The sequence below is a fragment of the Chitinophaga chungangae genome, from assembly GCF_017742215.1.
Lineage (GTDB): Bacteria > Bacteroidota > Bacteroidia > Chitinophagales > Chitinophagaceae > Chitinophaga > Chitinophaga chungangae.
On record NZ_JAGHKP010000001.1, the window covers coordinates 573433 to 591545 of the forward strand.

Annotated in this window: 12 protein-coding genes; 8 read left to right on the top strand and 4 right to left on the bottom strand. The window is 54.2% G+C overall.

Annotation, left to right across the window (positions count from 1 at the left end; all coding sequences use genetic code 11):
- Nucleotides 1-4: 4 nt before the first annotated feature.
- Nucleotides 5-1039 carry a LacI family DNA-binding transcriptional regulator gene (locus J7I43_RS02615; protein ID WP_209142931.1) on the top strand — a complete coding sequence of 345 codons (1035 nt, stop codon included), beginning with the start codon at nucleotides 5-7 and terminating at the stop codon, nucleotides 1037-1039.
- 84 nt (nucleotides 1040-1123) lie between these two features.
- Here J7I43_RS02615 and J7I43_RS02620 read toward each other — a convergent pair whose 3' ends face one another.
- From J7I43_RS02620 to J7I43_RS24675, 3 genes are read right to left on the bottom strand one after another with little or no spacing between them, the layout of a single operon-like run.
- Nucleotides 1124-2710, bottom strand: coding sequence for a SusD/RagB family nutrient-binding outer membrane lipoprotein (locus J7I43_RS02620; RefSeq protein WP_209142933.1), 1587 nt, complete (start codon nucleotides 2708-2710; stop codon nucleotides 1124-1126).
- An 18-nt stretch (nucleotides 2711-2728) separates the two neighbouring features.
- Nucleotides 2729-5764 carry a SusC/RagA family TonB-linked outer membrane protein gene (locus J7I43_RS02625; RefSeq protein WP_317197064.1) on the bottom strand — a complete coding sequence of 1012 codons (3036 nt, stop codon included), beginning with the start codon at nucleotides 5762-5764 and terminating at the stop codon, nucleotides 2729-2731.
- Nucleotides 5698-5979 (bottom strand): carboxypeptidase-like regulatory domain-containing protein, encoded by a 282-nt coding sequence (locus J7I43_RS24675; protein ID WP_236023280.1) that lies wholly within the window; start codon nucleotides 5977-5979, stop codon nucleotides 5698-5700. The genes J7I43_RS02625 and J7I43_RS24675 overlap by 67 nt, the downstream gene beginning before the upstream one ends.
- Before the next feature lie 1132 nt (nucleotides 5980-7111).
- On the opposite strand from J7I43_RS24675, the gene J7I43_RS02630 reads away from it, so the two are divergent.
- Together J7I43_RS02630 and J7I43_RS02635 are read left to right on the top strand one after the other, a co-directional pair.
- On the top strand, nucleotides 7112-10402 hold the full coding sequence (locus tag J7I43_RS02630) for a SusC/RagA family TonB-linked outer membrane protein (RefSeq protein WP_209142937.1): 3291 nt from the start codon (nucleotides 7112-7114) through the stop codon (nucleotides 10400-10402).
- Between the two features lie 18 nt (nucleotides 10403-10420).
- The gene (locus J7I43_RS02635) at nucleotides 10421-12109 is read left to right on the top strand and encodes a SusD/RagB family nutrient-binding outer membrane lipoprotein (protein WP_209142939.1); all 1689 of its coding nucleotides are present in this window, start codon (nucleotides 10421-10423) and stop codon (nucleotides 12107-12109) included.
- A gap of 229 nt (nucleotides 12110-12338) precedes the next feature.
- Here the strand turns inward: J7I43_RS02635 and mutS are convergent, their stop codons facing one another.
- Entirely contained in the window at nucleotides 12339-14939 is a 2601-nt protein-coding gene (gene mutS, locus J7I43_RS02640; protein WP_209142941.1) for a DNA mismatch repair protein MutS, read from the bottom strand.
- A 55-nt stretch (nucleotides 14940-14994) separates the two neighbouring features.
- Between mutS and J7I43_RS02645 the strand changes: the two genes are divergently transcribed.
- From J7I43_RS02645 to J7I43_RS02665, 5 genes are all read left to right on the top strand, one after another.
- Nucleotides 14995-15528 (top strand): RNA methyltransferase, encoded by a 534-nt coding sequence (locus tag J7I43_RS02645; protein WP_209142943.1) that lies wholly within the window; start codon nucleotides 14995-14997, stop codon nucleotides 15526-15528.
- A 4-nt stretch (nucleotides 15529-15532) separates the two neighbouring features.
- Entirely contained in the window at nucleotides 15533-16402 is an 870-nt protein-coding gene (locus J7I43_RS02650; protein WP_209142945.1) for a UbiA-like polyprenyltransferase, read from the top strand.
- A gap of 4 nt (nucleotides 16403-16406) precedes the next feature.
- Nucleotides 16407-16823 (top strand): Holliday junction resolvase RuvX, encoded by a 417-nt coding sequence (ruvX, locus tag J7I43_RS02655; protein ID WP_209142947.1) that lies wholly within the window; start codon nucleotides 16407-16409, stop codon nucleotides 16821-16823.
- Nucleotides 16824-16879: 56 nt separating this feature from the next.
- On the top strand, nucleotides 16880-17458 hold the full coding sequence (gene def / locus J7I43_RS02660) for a peptide deformylase (protein WP_209142949.1): 579 nt from the start codon (nucleotides 16880-16882) through the stop codon (nucleotides 17456-17458).
- A gap of 101 nt (nucleotides 17459-17559) precedes the next feature.
- Complete coding sequence (locus J7I43_RS02665; protein WP_209142951.1) at nucleotides 17560-18111, top strand: RNA polymerase sigma factor; 552 nt, start codon at nucleotides 17560-17562, stop codon at nucleotides 18109-18111.
- Nucleotides 18112-18113: the final 2 nt, after the last annotated feature.

Genomic DNA, 18113 nt, shown 5'->3' on the forward strand with positions numbered 1-18113 from the left:
CCATATGAAGGGTATATCCATCAAAGATATTGCTAAACAAGCAGGCGTTTCTCCCACGACCGTCTCATTTGTACTCAACGGCAAAGCGAAAGAAAAGCGCATCAGCGACCAGGTCAGCAAAAAGATCCTCAAGCTCGCCGCCAAGCTCAAGTATAAACCGAACCAGCTCGCAAGAGGGCTGCGCACCGGCAAAACCAAAACCATCGGCCTTATCGTCGAAGATATCGCCAACCACTTTTTTGCCAATGTGGCGAAAATAGTGGAGGAAGAAGCCGATAAATTCGGGTATAAAGTGCTGTATGGCTCCACCGAAGACAATCTCGTGAAAGCCCGCGGGCTGCTCGAAGTGCTCGAATACCGGCAGGTAGACGGGTACATTATCACGCCCACGCCCAATCTCGACAAAGAGATCGAAGTGCTGAAAAATTCGCGCAAGCCCATGGTGCTCATGGACCGTTATCTTCCGCAGATCCCCACCAATTATGTGATGGTGAACAATTTCCAGGGGGCCTACGATGCGGCGGAATACCTGCTCGAACTCGGTTATCAGAAGATCGCGCTGGTAACCACCACGTCCGAACAGATCCAGATGAAGGAACGTTTCAACGGCTTCACCGCCGCCATGAAAGCGCACCGCGCCAGCCTTCCCCGCAAAATGTGCAAAAAGATCCCCTTCGGCGCCACCAACGAAGAAGCGGTGAGCCAGATCACGGAGTTCATAAAAGGATTGCCCGGCCTCGACGCCATTTTTTTTACCACCAATTATCTCGGCATTTACGGCATCGAAAGCGTGAAGGAACTGGGCATGAAGATCGGGGAAGACGTTGCGCTCATCAGCTTCGACGATCATGATCTTTTCCGCCTGCACACGCCCGGCATCACCTGCGTGGCGCAGCCTATTCACGACATCGCGCGCAACCTGATACAGGTGCTCATGAACGAGCTCAACCAGCACAATAACCAGATCAACCAGGTAGTGCTGCCCGCCACGCTCGTTAAACGGGAAAGCTGCCGAAAAAAGGCTAAAACCGTCGCCTGACAAATCAATTCACCGGGTAAACATATAAAAAACCAAGAGGCCGCATCTGTACGATACGGCCTCTTTTGTTGACGTGGAATCCGGCTAACGGCCCGTCCACCACACCGGGGTGGTGTAATTGTTGGCGGCTTTCACCGCCTGGAAGTTGGTGGGATTGTTCAGTTCTTCGCTTGTCGGGTACACCGTTCTTTCCATCATCCTGATATTGCTCGGCGATTTGCGCACCCTCGCGCCCAACTCTTTCATCAGCCTGCGTGTATCCGCCCACAGCTCGTAAGGTTTCAGCATGTTGTAATGAATGTACCGCTGGTCGTAGATCAGCCCGATCTTTTCATTGCCAATGGCTGCGTTGAACTCCGCCGTTTTCTGGTCGAGGAAGGTGTTGATGTCCGCATCCGGAGGTTTTACGGCCTTCGAAGCGGGAATGTACCCGTTGTAGGTCGTGTTCGTATTCAACGCGTTGATCTCGTAATAAATATCGATGGATTCTTTGATGGCCGCGCGGTATTCGTCTGCCGCAACGATCACGAGGTCTGCCCAGCGCAATTTCGCTTCGGCCTTGAGCAGGTGGATCTCCGAAGACGTAATGATCTGGTAAGGCATCCCGAAATTCCGCTCGAAGGTGGTGCGGTTGTACATCGACGGGAAAGTGGCCGCCAGGTCGGTAGTGGTGATCTGCGCGGCAATGGCCGCCACATCGGGCGCCTCGGTGGGCATGGCGGTGTAGTTGCCGTCTTTGTCCGGCTGGAACAGCACGGGAATGCGCGGATCGTCCGCAAAACCGGGCTTGCGCATCAGGTTGAGCATATTGGCGGGCACAAACAGCCGCGCGGTAAGCCTTTCGGAAAGGGAACGGAAGATCAGCAATTCCATGGCCTGGTCCTGCCGCCGGTCTACCAGCGTGATGGAAGTGGCCCTGTCTTTCGCATAAACACCGTCTGCCAGCACTTCCTGGATGGTGCTTTTCGCAAGGTCGGGCATTACGTTGGTGAGGCGCAGCGCCAGCCGCAGCCGCAGACTGTTGATAAACACGCGCCACATGGTGATGTTGCCGTTGAAATACACGTCGTTGCGGGGGAACTGCTGCTGGATAAAACTGCTGTTCAGCGTATATCCGTCCAGGTTAGTGGATATTTCCTTCAGGTTCGCCAGCATGGCCGGGTATATGTCCGACTGTTTGTCGAACGGCGGGAAGAAGTTGAGGTCCGTTCCCTGCATGGCGTTGAAATAAGGCACATCGCCGCAGATGTCCGTGAGCTGGTGGAAAATGTATTCCTTGATAGCGCCCGCCGTCCACATGAATATCTCGTAATCCTGTTTGTCCTGCTCGGAAAGGCCGTTGTACACCTGCTGCATGGCGGCGAAGGAGCGCAGTTTGCTGTAGGCGTCGCTGTACGGGTCGTGCACCCACGAGAAGCTGCTGGGCGCGCCGTCGTTCTGAAAGCCGCCGGAGCCCAGTACCGGGTTCAGCGTGTTGAAGTCGTGGAACATTTCGCCGTAAGAATACCTGAAAATGCCGAGCTGCTGCTGGGTGTTCGTATAAAACCCTTCGATGGTAGGACTGGTGAACCCGTCCGGGTCGAGGTAAAGGCCTTCGAGCTTGCTCTGGCACGAAACGGCGGACAGCAGCAGGATTCCGGCAAATGCACTAAATATTTTTTTCGTTTTCATGATGTTCGTTTTTTGCGGTTAGAACGATGCCCTGATGCTGGCGCCATAACTCCTGGTGGTGGGGAACGCGTTGTTTTCGTAGAACACGTTCGTGCCGTTCAACGCTTCCGCGTCTACGTTCGGCATTGTTTTGTAGATGTACCAGAGGTTGTTGGCAAACAGCGAAACCGCGAGCCTGTCGAAATGGATCCTGTTGGTGATCTTTTTGGGCAGCTCGTACGTCAGCACGATGTTGCGCAGCTTGATGTAATCGTTTTTATACACGATGTCAGGCTGGATGTCCATAAACGTCTGCCAGTAATACGAATGTTTGTCCGCCGCAGTGATGATGGTTTCGTTCGGCTTGCCGTCAGGCTGTACGCCGGGCAATATCACGCCGTCGTGCATGATGAAAGGATATTTCGAATCGGCGGGCACGGCGGAGGTATGGCTGGGAAGCAATACCAGCGTGCTGCTGTTGTTGATGTAATAGGGAAGGCCGCCGTGCGCCTCGTCGCGGTACGCGGTGGTGGAAGCGGCGGAACCGTTGCCCACCATGTACATGTTGGTCTGCGAAACGAGGGTGGAGCCGAACTGGTAATCGATATTAAAGTCGAGTGAAAAACCTTTGTAGGAAACGGTGTTGTTGAAACCGCCGGCGATGTCGGGCAATACTTTGCCGATCACTTCTTCTTTAGTGGGGTCGGTGGAATAATACCCGCCTTCCACGATCCTTTCGCCGTTTTCGTTCACTTTGTACGGCCGCACCACTACCTGGCCCCATGGCTGGCCTTCAACCGCCACCACGCGCGCGCCGGACATGCCCCACAATCCCTGCGTGGTAATGCCCTGCGCGAGTTTTTTCACTTTCGGTTTGTCGCTGTGGAAGTTCAGCACGGTGTTCCAGTTGAAGTTGGAAGTTCTAAACGGCGTGGCGTTGATGAACACCTCGATGCCGCTGTGCGAGATCTGCCCGGCGTTGATCTTGGTATCGCCGAAGCCGGAAGAGGGCGGCACGCTCAGGCCCATGATCTGGTCGTAGGTGTTGCCGTTGTAATAGTTCACTTCCAGGCCGAGGCGGCTGTTGAGGAATTTGGTTTCGAGACCAAGCTCCACTTCACGTTTGCGTTCAGGCTTCAGGTCTTCCGGCGGGCGCGAGCCGCGCGGGGCATAGGTGATCACGCCGCCGTAGTTGCCGATGTCGTACACGTTGTTCGCGAAATATTCGGGGCCGGGGCGGCCCACGTCTGCCCAGGAAACCCGGAATTTACCGAAGCTGACCCAGTCCGGCATTTTGAGCGCTTCGCTGAAGATCCAGGAAACGCTGGCGCCGGGATAGAAATAGGAATTGTTGGCGGGCGGGAGAATGGAAGACCAGTCGTTGCGCCCCTGCAATTCCAGGTACAGCCATTCCTTAAACCCGATCTGTACCGAGCCGAAAGCCCCGTACAACAGGCTGTAGCGGCGGAAGCCGTTGCTTTCCACCGGCGTGGTTTTGGCGTTGCTGAAAGAGAACCAGTCGCGGGTAATGAACCCGTCAGACCGGGTGTTGCGGCTCGTCCATTCGCTGGTGCGTTTCTGGATCACGCCGCCTACGAAGGCGTTGAGGCTGTAGTTGGGACTGAGCTGTTTTTCGTAGCTCACGATGGCCTGGCCGTTGTAATACACGTCTGTGCTGTTGTAGAGGTAATACCTGCCGCCTTCGCCCATGGAGAGCGGCCTGCGCAGTTTTTCCTTCTGTTCGTTTTTATTCGTCACCCAGTCGAAACCGCCCAACAGCTGGAATTTAAATCCCTTGGCGATGTCTACGTCGATGGTGGCGGAGTTGATGAAGTGATTGCGGGTATTGTCGTAATCGTTCTGCATCTGGTTCCAGAAATAATTGCCGGCCAGCCCGTCCCGCACGATTCCGCCCGTGGGGTAACGCGTTTGCCGGTTTTCCATGGCCCACCAGAAATAGTTGTCGTTCGCCGGGTCTACCACCTGCGTTCGCAGCAGTTCGGTGCTCAGCTGCCGGGGCACGCCGTAGGTCACGAACACGTCCTGGTTGGTGGGTGGCGAATTGTGGTTGAAGGTGTTGGCGTATGTGCTCACCAGCTTGAAGTTCACGCGGCTGGTGATCTTGATGTTGCCGTTGAAGGTGAAATTGTTGTCGTGCAGCTTAAACCCTTCGAAAATGCCTTTGTAATCTTTGCGGGTGTACGATACGCGAAAGCCGCCGTTTTCGCCGCCGCCCTGCAGGGCTACGTTGGCGGAACTGGTGTACCCGTTGCGGTAGAAGTTGCGGATGTTGTCCGGCTGCGCGACGTAAGGCCGCATCACGCTGTCGTACCAGAGAATCTGCCGGCCGTCCATTTTGGGGCCGAAGTTGTAATTGGTGGGATAATAAGCCTGCACGCCGTTTTTCTGGTAAAAACCTTCCGCGTCCACCACGCCGGGGTTCACCCATGCTGCGGGGAAGCCGGAGCCGAACTCGTTTTGGAATTTCTGCATGAGCCACACACGGTCCTGCGAATGGGTAAGGTTCACGTCTACGCCGAAGCCGCGTTTTTTGGTGCCGCTTTTCGTGGTGATGAGGATCACGCCGTTGGCGCCCTGGGAGCCATAGAGCACGGCGGCTTTGGCGCCTTTCAGCACGTCGAAGCTGGCGATATCGTCCATATTGAGGTCGTTCAGCCCGTTGCCGGTGCTGCGGTTAATGTCGGTCTGCCAGTCGAGCATGGGGATGCCGTCTATCACGAACAGCGGCCTGTTGGTGGAACCTTCGTACAGGGCCACGGCGTTGCGGATGTTGATGGAAATGCCGCCGGCGGGCCCGAGCGCGGTGCCGGTGATCTTGAGGCCGGCCACCTGGCCATACAGCGCGCTGAAAGCGTTTACGGGCGAGCCGATGTTTTCGAGCTGCTCGGCTTTTACGGTGCCCTGGGAATAACCGAGGGCTTTGCGCGCGCGGGGGATGTTGAGGCCGGTAACCACCACTTCGTTGAGGCCGGTCACGTCTTCGTGCATCACGATGTTGTAGGCGGCGGCGTCGCCGGTTTTGATCTCCTGGCGGAGGAAGCCGATGTAATTAATACGAGGGTGGCATTGGGCGCCACGCTGAGGCGGTAGCTGCCGTCTGTTTGCGAGATGGCGCCGTTGGAAGTGCCTTTTTCGGTAATAGTAACCCCGGGTATGGCGTCGCCATTGGCGGTGCGCACGGAGCCAGACACGGTTTTCCTGGCCTGCGCGAAGGACAATTGATCGCACAGGCTGATGAAGACCGCCAGAAGTAGTAGCGTTCTTTTCATTGTTCACTGTTTTAGTTACAAAAATGAAATGCGGGTATGTGGACGGGTTTTAATGAACAGGTGAATAGAGGGCCGGTGTTTTGCGTCCCTGTATCGGTTCGATGGTTATTGCGGTTTAGAATGAAGCTGTTGCCTGGTTATCGATGTATTGCTTTTAAGTGTTTTGCATTGCCGTTGCCTGGAGTCCGTTGTATGTTGATTTGGTTGACCTGAAGTCGATATTTGGCTGATTGCTGATCCGGGTGATGCGCGCGGGTTATCTAAAACGTTTTAGCCTTGTTTTCTAAAAAAAGGACCGGGGTGCCTTGCTGTTTGCCCTGTTCCGAACGATCGCCCGGGGAGGCGGTTATTGTTATCCAAACTTACCGAATTTTTCGAAAACGGCCATGGCCGTTTATCAATTTTTTGTCTTCAAAAAACATGACAAGATCGTTACCCCGGTGCTTATACGAACCGGTGGTAGAGAAGGCTGAAACCTTTCAGCGGTTTGATTTTGCAGGCGACGATAAAATTTGCGTATGATTTTCGCGCGGGGTGATGATTTTTTCCGGTTTGTTAGCGTAATGTAAAGGGCGCATCAAAAAAAAGTTAAATTTTCTTTTGCCGCTTTACAAAGTTTGACTAGTTTGCACCTGTTCGTTTTTCCGAACCAAATCTGTGCGAGTAGAAAGAATTTTGTAGCGCTTGGCATGTCACAGGTTTTTTTTATTGGTAGAATGCTAAAACGTTTTATCTGATAAGTTGAACCTGTGATCTGTGAAAATGAAGGCGGGGCAAGGATTGCACGGATTTTTTATTGGATGGAACGCTAAAACGTTTTAACCCGGTTCGGAAATAACGGAGAAAGTGAACGGAGCTGGCTTAGAGATACGCAGTGAACATAAAATCTAAATCTATCTCTTTTTTACAGCAACACTATATGCACGCGCCCGCCTGAAATAGCGGACAGGGACCGTATTCGTTTTATCAGCCGCAGAAACTCAAATGTAGACCTGCCTCCGGGAGGCGGGAAGGATTTGTATTGCATTGCAGCCAATGCACCGGGCGGAGCTGTGCCTGCCCGGCCATCGGCTATCAACCAATAAAGGATAACTATTGTTTTTCACGTTCAAACTTAAAATCTAAGGAAGCTATGCGAAGAATTCTTCTGCTCGCCACCCTGCTGTCTTTCTGCTTCGCCCCGGCCGTTTGGGCGCAGAACAAAAAAGCAGTCTCCGGCACCGTCAAGGATGTTAACGGCCAGCTTTTACCCGGTGTTACCGTTATCGAAAAAGGAACTTCCAATGGCGCGGTTACCCTCGCCGACGGTTCCTTCAAACTCAGCGCAGATCCCAACGGAACGCTGGTTTTCACGTTCATGGGCTACGCCCAGCAGGAAGTGCCCGCTTCCGCCCCTTCTTTCAACATCGTGCTGAAAGAAGATTCCAAAAACCTGAATGAAGTTGTAGTGACCGCGCTCGGTTTCAAACGCGAACAACGCAAGCTCGGTTACGCCGTTACCGAACTGAAAGGCTCCGAAGTGGCGAAAACCAACGCCATCAACCCCGTTGCCGCATTGCAGGGCAAAGTGGCCGGCCTCGACATTTCCGGCGCGGCGGGCGGCCCGCAGTCTGCCAACCGCATCGTGCTGCGCGGCGCAAAATCGCTCAACGGTAAAGACCAGCCTATTTTCGTAATAGACGGTACCATCTTCGAAAACGAAGAGGCAGACAATGCCGTGAACTTCGGCAACGTGCTCAAAAACTTCAACCCTGACGATTTTGAATCCGTAACCGTGCTCAAAGGCGCCGCCGCTACCGCACTTTACGGCACCCGCGCCATCAACGGCGCCATCCTCATCACCACCAAAAAAGGCACCACCCGCAAAGGCCTCGGCGTAGACTTCAGTCAAACCGTGCAGTTCGAGCAGGTGTACCGCACGCCCATCGCGCTGCAGAATACCTATGGCGCGGGTTACAATCCCTTTTTCGGAAAAGACGCGGATGATAATAATGTCGTGGAATGGGCAGGCGCTTACAGCTTCGGCCCCAAAATGGACGGCAGCCCCGCCAAAATCATCAACGGCGACATCGTTCCTTTCAGCGCACAGCCCAACAACTGGAAAAACACTTACCAGACCGGTAAATATTTTAATACCAACGTAGCCGTGGAAGGCGGCAACGAAAAAGCGAATTTCCGCTTTTCGTATTCGCATGTGGACAATAACAGCGTAATGCCGAACAACGGTTTTAAAAGAGACGCGTTCTCCCTGAAATCGTCCGCCGTTATTTCCAAATTCCTTTCGGCTGAAGGCGGCGTCACTTTCACTTCCAGCGAAACCACCAATCCCACCCGCCAGGGCGGCGATTACACCAACGAAAACGTAGGCCGCAAATGGATCTACATTTTCCCCCGCAACTACGACGCCGGTTACTGGCAGGCGCGCTACATGGGGCCCAACCCCGGCAAGCAGGACCTGAACGATTATCTCGGCCAGTACCCCGGCGCAGATTATTGGTTTGCGCTCGAAAACGACAACTGGTTGCGCAAGGAAAAACTCCTCATGGGTAACCTTTCGCTCACCGGCACCGCTACCGACTGGCTGAAATTCATCGCCCGTGGTAACTTCAGCTACGAACAGAATGCAGACGACCGCCGCCAGCTGGGCTGGGGCCCGAACTTCACGGGCAACCGCGGCCTCTTCGTGCTTTCCGGTCTCAACAGAACGCAATACACCTTTACCGGCATGGCCGTGATCACGCCGAAACTCGGTTCCGATTTCAACGCCAGCCTTAACCTCGGCGCCGAAACCTGGACTTCCGGCATCGGTAATAACTTCCGCACCGCCACCACCAACGGCCTCCGCATTCCGGGCCTGTATGCCATGACCAACAGCGTAGGACAGGTAGACGCAAAAGCTGCGATAGAAAAACAGAAAAGGATCAATTCCCTGTTCTTCGCCGCCAGCTTCTCCTACAAAAACGCGTGGTTCCTGGACGTGACCGGCCGTAACGACTGGTCTTCCGCCCTGATGTACCCTGACGGGCACGGTACGCCTTCTTACTTCTACCCGTCTGTAAGCGCGGCCTGGGAGTTTACCGAAACCTTTAAACAGAGCATGCCTTCCTGGGTGACCTACGGTAAGCTCCGCGCTTCGTATGCATTTGTGGGCGGCGATATGCTGCCCTGGGACAATAACTCGGGTTATGTCACCTCTTCCGTGTGGAACGGCGCGGCCGATCTTTTGCCGATCAACGAGTATTACCAGCCGGGCACGCTGCCTAACATGAACCTGAAACCCTCCACTTCCAGTTCCGTGGAACTGGGCGCGGACGTGCGTTTCCTCAAAAACCGTTTAGGCCTCGACGTAGCCTGGTACCGCTCTATCATTAAAGACCAGATCCTGAAGATACCCGCTGCGCCCGAAAGCGGCGTGAACGAACGTTATATCAACGCCGGCAAATTCAGGAACAGCGGTATCGAGATCGCCATCAACGCCAGGCCCATCGAGACTAAAAACTTCGGCTGGGACCTGACGCTGAACGGCAGCAAAAACAATAACAAGATCATTTCCCTTTACGGCAATGAAAAAGAGTACGAAATGGGCAACGACCAGGACGTACGCGTGCTGGCCATGGTGGGCGCCGCATACGGCGTGATCCAGACCAACTACGGTTATACCCGTTACCAGGGTAAAGACGCCAACGATCCGAACAACGGCAAACCCATCATTTCACCCAACTCCACCGACCTGCCGTATAAATTCAAACGCGGCGCGGCGGTAGTGGGCAATATCACGCCAGACTTCAACCTTGGCCTGAACAACAACTTCAACTACAAAAACTGGAGCCTCGGCTTCCTGGTACAGGCAAGGATCGGCGGCGACATGTTCTCCGCATCCCACCAATACGGCACCGGCCGCGGCACCGTAGCCAGCACCATCAACGGCCGCGACGCGGAGCACGGCGGTATTGCATGGACGGATAAATCAGGCCGCCAGCGCAACGACGGCATCATTCCCGAAGGCGTGTTCGAAGACGGTTACAAGATCACGCACAACGGTTCTGAAGTGGACCTCGGCGGCATGAGCTACCGCGACGCTTTCGACAAAGGGTATGTAAACCCGATGAGCCCGTATGAATATTACAGCATGGTGGGCGATTGGGGCATCGGCATCCGCGAAGCATCCGTGTTCGACGCAACGTATGTTGCGCTGCGCGAGGTGTCTCTCGGTTATACCATGCCCAGCAAGATCGCGGAGAAGATCCGCATGAACAAAGTGCGTGTACTGCTGATCGGCCGCAATCTCGGTTACCTGTACAACAACCTGCCCGATCACATCAACCCGGAAAGCCTCCGCAACAACAGCACCAGCGCGTTTTCCGAATACGGCGGCACGCCCTTCGTGCGGAACATGGCGGTAACCCTTCAACTTGGCTTCTAATTTCAAAACGAAACAATCATGAAAGCGATTCATACATTGGGAATAGGGGCGTTGGCACTGGTAACATTCGCCAGCTCCTGCACAAAGGATTTTGAGAACATCAATAAAAATCCCGAGATCACGCCGGACATTTCCCCCGAGCAGCTGATCACCACTTCGCAGAAAGCGATGGTAGACCGTGATTTCGACTGGTTTTACGAGCACTACCAATACCTGATGCGTTATGCGCAGTACACCGTAAGTTATCCGGACGGGAATAACAGCGGCATGTTCGCCAACCCGCGCGTGAATGATTTTTATTCCGCGTTTTACCGGAACATCGGGCGTAACCTGGCCGATATCCAGCAGGTGGTAGACAAAAAGACCGGCGAGGATAAAACCTATTATTCGCAGGTAAGGGCGATCGCCACCATCAACAAGGTGTATTCCGCCTTCCGCGTATCGGACGTGAACGGGAGCATTCCTTATACCGAAGCTTTTCAGGCGCGCATCGACGGCACTTTAACGCCGGTGTACGACAGCCAGGAAAAACTGTTCGGCATTTTTGATGCGGAGCTGAAAGAAGCGATCGCTGCTTTAACGGCCACCGGTGAGTTTATGAAATACGGCAACTCGGATATTTTCTATAACGGAGACGCGGCGAAATGGGCCAAAGCCGCCAATGTGCTGCGTTTGAAGATCGCGATGCGCCTCGGCAAACGGGATGCGGACAAACTGAAAGCTATCGCCGCTGAAGTAATGGCCAGCCCTGCGGGCCTGTTCACCGGCAATGCGGACGAATGGAAATTCGTTTCCAGTACCAACTTTGCAAGAGGCGGCAACTGGAACGCACAAGGCAACGCCACCCGCGGCGGCAAAACGCTCGTGGATTTTATGTACGATAATGCGGACCCGCGCCTGAGCCTGTTCTTCAAAAAGAACGGTTTCACCGAAGCGGTATTTAACCGCCTGAAAGCCGGCGGCGCATTTCCCGCATCCGCGGTATACAACCCGCGTCAGTACGTGGGCATGCCCGAAAGCCCGGACGACAGGGCCAATCCCGCCTATGCCAGGCTGTTCGGCGTAAAAAGCTACAGCATCGTGGAAAACGGCCAGAACGTGACCGTGCAGGTAGACACGCTGTCTATGTTCCAGAACCGCATTTTCGACCTGGGTTCAGACGGCAACCTGGACGGCAAGTACACCCAGCCGATCATGACCTACGCCGAAATGTGCTTCATGCTGTCTGAGCTTTCGCTCAAAGGCATTGTACCCGGTGATGCGGCGGACTGGTACAACAAAGGCGTGACCGCGTCCATCAACGCGTACAGCGCGATCGCCACGCTGGCGCCCGCCATCGGGTTCGCAACGCCCACGGCCGACGCTATCAACGCTTACCTGGCCAAACCCGCCATCGCTTTTGCGGGCACGGACGAGCAGAAGCTGGAAAAGATCGGCATCCAGCAATATCTCAACAGCTTCAAAACGCCGTGGGAAGCATGGGGTTACTACAAATTGCTGGGCTACCCGAAAGTGGGCGGCGTCCTCAATCGCAAGGAATTTATTGCAAGCGGTGTAAGGCAGGAAGTGCCGCGCCGCTGGCCGCTGCCCATCTCCAACCAGAACATCGACAATTACAATAAAGCCGTTGCTGAAATGAAGGCGACCGGCGAATACGGCAACGCGGTGGAAGATATCACCGGCCGCGTTTGGTGGGATAAAAAATAGTGAAGAATGGAATGAGCTGACAAAAGCCCCGGCATATCGCCGGGGCTTTTTTATTGCGTTGCTCCGGCAAAAGATGTAGTACTACATTACCCTAATTGTACTTTTAAAGGATCGTGCTATGAAAGTACTATGGTTGTTGAAGGTGAGGCGCACATGTGCCGATAAAGGAGCCGGCCTTCCGGAAGGCCCGCTTTAACAGATGCATCGGAAAGCCGGTATCTCAAAATATCTACTGCAAAAGGTCTTTGATCTCGCTCAGTTTCATCAGCGCTTCCACGGGCGTGAGGCGGTTGATGTCTACCGCGTTGAGTTTTTCGCGGATGTTCTGGAACGTATCGCTGTGCGCATCGAAGATGCTGAGCTGTACTTTCTGCACCGGCGCCGCGATCTGTTCCATCGGCGATTCGATGTGCTGGCTTTCGAGCTGGGAAAGGATCTCGTTGGCGCGGTCTATCAGCTGCGGCGGCATGCCCGCTATCTTCGCCACGTGAATGCCGAAGCTATGCCTGCTGCCGCCAGGGGCGAGCTTGCGCAGGAAGATGATCTTGTTGCCTACCTCTTTATTGGTGATATGGAAATTTTTCACGCGGCTGTGCGTGTTCTCCAGTTCGTTCAGCTCGTGATAGTGCGTGGCGAACAGCGTTTTCGGCCGGTGCGGCGTCATGTCGTGCAGGTATTCCACGATGCTCCACGCGATGGAAATGCCGTCGTACGTACTGGTGCCGCGCCCGATCTCGTCGAGAATAATGAGGCTGCGCGGCGTGATGTTGTTGATGATGCTAGCGGTTTCGTTCATTTCCACCATAAAGGTGCTTTCGCCGCCGCTCAGGTTGTCTGACGCGCCTACCCGGGTAAATATTTTATCCGTCAGCCCGATCTCCGCGGAAGCGGCCGGCACAAAGCTGCCCATGTGCGCCATCAGCGTGATCAGCGCCGTTTGCCGCAGCAGCGCGGATTTACCGCTCATGTTGGGCCCCGTGAGAATGATCACCTGCTGATCGTCGCGGCGCAGCAGCAGGTCGTTGGTCACGTAACTTTCCCCGGTGGGCAATCCCTGTTCGATCACGGGGTGACGGCCTTCTTTGATATCGATATTGTGCGAATCGTTTACGTCTGGCCGGCGGTATTTGAACTGCACGGCGTTGTGCGCGAAACAAAGCAGGCAGTCCAGCCGCGCCAGCGCCTGCGCGTTGCGCTGGATAGGCACGATGTATTCCTGCAGGGCCAGCAGCAGTGCGTCGTACAGCTGCATTTCCAGCGCCAGTATCTTTTCTTCCGCACCGGTGATCTTCTCCTCGTATTCTTTCAGCTCCGGCGTAATGTACCTTTCCGCGTTCGCCAGCGTTTGTTTCCTGATCCAGGTGTTGGGCACTTTGTTTTTGTGCGTGTTGGTCACTTCGAGATAATACCCGAACACATTATTGAACGCTACTTTCAGCGAAGGAATGCCGGTGGCTTCCGATTCCTGCTGCTGGATGCGCAGCAAATATTCTTTACCGGAAGTGGCGATGGCGCGGAGATCGTCCAGCGCGGCGTCGGTGCCTTCGCGGATCACGCCGCCCTTGTTGGCCAGCACCGGCGGATTGTCTGCCACCTGCGCCAGGATGCGCTCCAGGATGGGCCTGCAGGGGTCGAGCTGTTCCTGCAACTGCCGCAGCAGCGCATTGTCGGTACCGGAAAGCACATTGGAAATTTCTTCGACCTGCTGCAATGCTTTCGCCAGCTGCATCACTTCGCGCGGGTTGATCTTTTTCAGCGGGATCTTCGATACCACTCTTTCCAGGTCGCCCACTATTTTCAGATGTGTTTGCAGCAGTTTGGTATTGTCCGCTTCGCGGATGAGCGTTTCCACCGCATCGAGCCTTTCGTGGATCTTGCCGATGTCGCGCAGCGGGAAGATGATCCAGCGTTTCAGCAGGCGCGCGCCCATGGGAGACAAGGTATTGTCCAGCGTGCCGATCAGCGATCTGCCCTGTTCCACGGTACTTTGCAGCAGCTCGAGGTTGCGGATGGTGAAACGGTCCATCCACAGGAACTCGTCCTGGTCTACGCGCGTGATGGCGGTGATATGTTGCAGGTTAGGATGTTCGGTATCTTTGAGGTAATGCATGGTGGCGCCCGCCGCAATAATGCCGTCGGTCATTTCCTCCACGCCGAACCCTTTCAGGGAATGCGTCTCGAAATGTTTGTGCAGGACCTCCTTTGCATAAGTATTGGTGAAGATCCATTCCTCAAGGGTGTAGGTGTAGAAGCGGCTGCCGAACGTTTGCCGGAAATGTTTCTGCTGCTGTTTGGCGAACACCACTTCCTGCGGGCGGAAACTCTGCAGGAGTTTATCTACATACTCCAGCGAGCCCTGCGCCACGAAAAATTCCCCCGTCGAAATATCGAGGAAAGCCACGCCCGCCTGTTCGTTCTGCCCGAAATGCACCGCCGCCAGGAAGTTGTTGGTGCCGTTGTCCAGCAATTTATCGTTCACGGCCACGCCGGGCGTTACCATTTCGGTGACGCCGCGTTTCACGATGCCTTTCACCATTTTCGGGTCTTCCAGCTGGTCGCAAATGGCTACGCGATGGCCGGCTTTCACGAGTTTGTGCAGGTAACTGTCCAGCGAATGATGCGGGAACCCCGCGAGGTCTACGTAAGAGGCGCTGCCGTTGGCCCTTTTGGTGAGTACGATGCCGAGCACTTTGGAGGCGATCACCGCGTCGGCGTTGAACGTCTCATAAAAATCCCCGACCCTGAAAAGCAGCACCGCGTCCGGATACCGGGCTTTGATAGCGTTGTGCTGCTGCATCAGGGGCGTTTCTTCCGTTTTACTTTTAGCCATGCGGCAAATATAAGAAGCTGCGGGCATTAACTTATAGTCAACTATCTTTGCACCCATGCGGAAGTTAAACATGCAGGAACTGGGCCGTAAAACGGTGGCCGAGTTCAAGGCGGCGGACAAAACGCCGCTGGTGCTGGTGCTGGACAATGTGCGCAGCATGCACAACGTGGGCTCGGTGTTCAGAACGGCAGACGCTTTCCTGTTGCAGGGCATCGCGCTGTGCGGGTATACGCCCGTGCCCCCGCACCGCGACATCCAGAAAACGGCGCTGGGCGCCACCGAAACGGTGGAATGGCAATATTTTCCCACTACCGTGGAAGCCGTGCAATCCTTAAAGGAACAGGGTTACGCCATCATCGCCATCGAACAGGCGGCGCAAAGCGTGATGCTGGACGCGTTCAGGCCGGAAGATCAGCCGCTGGCGCTGGTTTTTGGCAACGAAGTAAGCGGGGTGGACCCGAACGTGATGGCGCTGGCAGACGGCTGCATCGAAATTCCCCAGCTGGGCATGAAACATTCCCTCAATATTTCCGTGAGCACCGGTATCGTGATCTGGGACCTGTTTTGTAAACTGAAACCTGTAAATTAGCGCCATGCCCTCAACTGTTAAGAACTACCTTTCATTAGTAAAGTTCAGTCACACCATTTTCGCCATGCCTTTCGCCATGACCGGTTTTGTGATGGCCGTAAGCTGGGCGGGATATTCCTTCAGCTGGGCCCTGCTGCTGCTCGTGGTGCTCTGCATGGTGTTCGCCCGCAGCGCGGCCATGGCCTTCAACCGCTGGCTGGACGCTGAATACGATAAAAAGAACCCGCGCACCGCCCGGCGCGAGATCCCCGCCGGGATCATTTCGCCCTCCAACGCCCTGTGGTTCGTGATCGGCAACGTCATATTATTTATGGCCACCACCTGGTTCATCAACCTTGTTTGTTTTTTCCTGTCGCCCGTAGCGATGCTGGTGGTGCTGGGATATAGTTATACCAAACGTTTCACTGCATTGTGCCACCTGGTGCTGGGCGTGGGGCTCAGCCTCGCGCCGATAGGCGCTTTCCTGGCGGTTACCGGGCATTTCAGCCTGCTGCCGGTATTGCTGAGCGTGATGGTGCTTTGCTGGGTGTCCGGCTTTGATATTATTTATGCTTTGCAGGACGAGGAATTCGACCGTTCGCAGCAGCTGCATTCCATTCCCACCTGGCTTGGAAAAGCAGGCGGGCTGCGGTTTTCGGAAGGACTGCACGTGGTGGCCGCGGCTTTGGCCGTAACCATCGGCGTAATGGGGCAGTTCAGCTGGCTGTACTGGATCGGCGCAGGCGTGTTTATCCTGATGCTGTTCATGCAGCACCGGCTGGTGAAACCGCACGATCTTTCCCGCGTGAACATCGCTTTTATGACCACCAACGGCATTGCCAGCGTGGTGTATGCCGTATTCGCGATTGCTGACATGCTGATATTCAAACAATAAGGCCATGCCTAGGATACTCGCCATCGATTACGGGAAAAAACGCACGGGGCTGGCCGTAACCGATCCGCTGAAGATCATCGCCACCGGCCTCGGCACCGTTCTTTCACACGAACTGATCCCTTACCTCCGGAAATATTTTGCGGCGGAACCCGTGGAGCTGGTGCTGATAGGGCTTCCCCGCAACCTGGACGGGAGCGCCACAGACGCTACCGCATTAGTGGAAGAATGCATCCGCATCCTCACCAAAAATTTCCCCGGCATGCCGCTGAAAAAGGTAGACGAACGGTTCACCTCCAAAATGGCCGCCAGGAGCATGATAGACAGCGGGTTGAAAAAGAAGGACCGGCAGAATAAAGGACTGGTAGACGAGATCAGCGCCACGATCATGCTGCAGGAATACCTTCATCACCACAACGGCTAAGCCCTTCGGGGAAAAAACGTAACTTTGCATTTTTCCATTTTTGATTCGCATAACAGATGATTTTACCAATCGTAGCCTATGGGGCGCCCGTTTTAAGAGAAGTAAGCCAGGACATTACGCCTGATTACCCCGATCTGCAGAAACTGATCGAAAACATGTGGGAAACCATGTATGCCTCCAGTGGGGTGGGCCTCGCGGCGCCGCAGATCAACAAACCCATCCGTCTTTTTGTGGTAGACAGCGAGCAGATCATCAACAACCTGGAAGAAGACGAGGAAAACCTTTATCCCGGCGACCATGGCATCAAACAGGCGTTCATCAACGCGAAGATCGTGGAGACGGAAGGAGACGACTGGGCGTATAACGAAGGCTGCCTCAGCATTCCCAAGATCAGGGAGGACGTTTACCGCCCGGAGAAAGTGAGGATCAAATATTTCGACGAAAATTTCCAGCCGCATGAACGCACGTTTCACGGCATTACCGCGCGCGTGATTTTTCATGAATACGATCACATCGAAGGGAAACTTTTTATCGACTACCTGAAGCCGCTGAAAAAAAGAATGATCAAAGGCAAGCTGGAAGATATTTCCAAGGGAAAGGTGCGGGTGGATTACAAAATGACATTCCCGCGATAAATATTAATCTTTCCGGGCATTATAAAAAATAAATATGCCTAAGAATTTCATATTGTAAGTATTTTCATTATTTTAGTGCCACTATTTTCCGATAACATCACTTGGGAACTGCAAATACATATACTGAACTCGAACTGGTACAAGGACTGAAAGCCCGTGACCAGCAGATATTCGGTTATCTGTACGACCACTATTCACCGGCGCTTTATGGCGTGGTGCTCAAAGTGCTCAACGATGAAAATACCGCAAGCGACGTGCTGCAGGAAGTATTCCTGAAAATCTGGCGAAGCATAGACAAATACGACACAGAAAAAGGGCGCCTCTTCACCTGGATGCTCAATATCGCCAGAAATACCGCTATCGATTCACTCCGCTCGAAAGGGCATAAGCTGGATCAAAAAATCCAGGAGCTTAGCAACGACGTATATCTACAAACAAGTCAGTTAACGGTTCAACCTGCCGTGGATCACCTGGGCCTCTCCAAGGTGCTGGAAAAGCTTAACAAAGAACAGCGGACTATTATTGATCTTGCCTACTATAAGGGCTGCACTCAGGAAGAAATCGCCAGGGTGCTGGACATTCCTTTGGGCACCGTAAAAACTAGAATGCGAAACGCAATTATACAATTGAGAAATATCTTAAAACAATTGTAAGC

What these genes read in the sequence shown, in the direction of transcription:
- J7I43_RS02635 (WP_209142939.1), top strand. Translation starts at nt 10,421, where the DNA reads ATGAAAGCGATTCATACATTGGGAATAGGGGCGTTGGCACTGGTAACA.
- J7I43_RS02615 (WP_209142931.1), top strand. Translation starts at nt 5, where the DNA reads ATGAAGGGTATATCCATCAAAGATATTGCTAAACAAGCAGGCGTTTCT.
- J7I43_RS02620 (WP_209142933.1), bottom strand. Translation starts at nt 2,710, where the DNA reads ATGAAAACGAAAAAAATATTTAGTGCATTTGCCGGAATCCTGCTGCTG.
- ruvX (WP_209142947.1), top strand. Translation starts at nt 16,407, where the DNA reads ATGCCTAGGATACTCGCCATCGATTACGGGAAAAAACGCACGGGGCTG.
- mutS (WP_209142941.1), bottom strand. Translation starts at nt 14,939, where the DNA reads ATGGCTAAAAGTAAAACGGAAGAAACGCCCCTGATGCAGCAGCACAAC.
- def (WP_209142949.1), top strand. Translation starts at nt 16,880, where the DNA reads ATGATTTTACCAATCGTAGCCTATGGGGCGCCCGTTTTAAGAGAAGTA.
- J7I43_RS02630 (WP_209142937.1), top strand. Translation starts at nt 7,112, where the DNA reads ATGCGAAGAATTCTTCTGCTCGCCACCCTGCTGTCTTTCTGCTTCGCC.
- J7I43_RS24675 (WP_236023280.1), bottom strand. Translation starts at nt 5,979, where the DNA reads ATGAAAAGAACGCTACTACTTCTGGCGGTCTTCATCAGCCTGTGCGAT.
- J7I43_RS02645 (WP_209142943.1), top strand. Translation starts at nt 14,995, where the DNA reads ATGCGGAAGTTAAACATGCAGGAACTGGGCCGTAAAACGGTGGCCGAG.
- J7I43_RS02650 (WP_209142945.1), top strand. Translation starts at nt 15,533, where the DNA reads ATGCCCTCAACTGTTAAGAACTACCTTTCATTAGTAAAGTTCAGTCAC.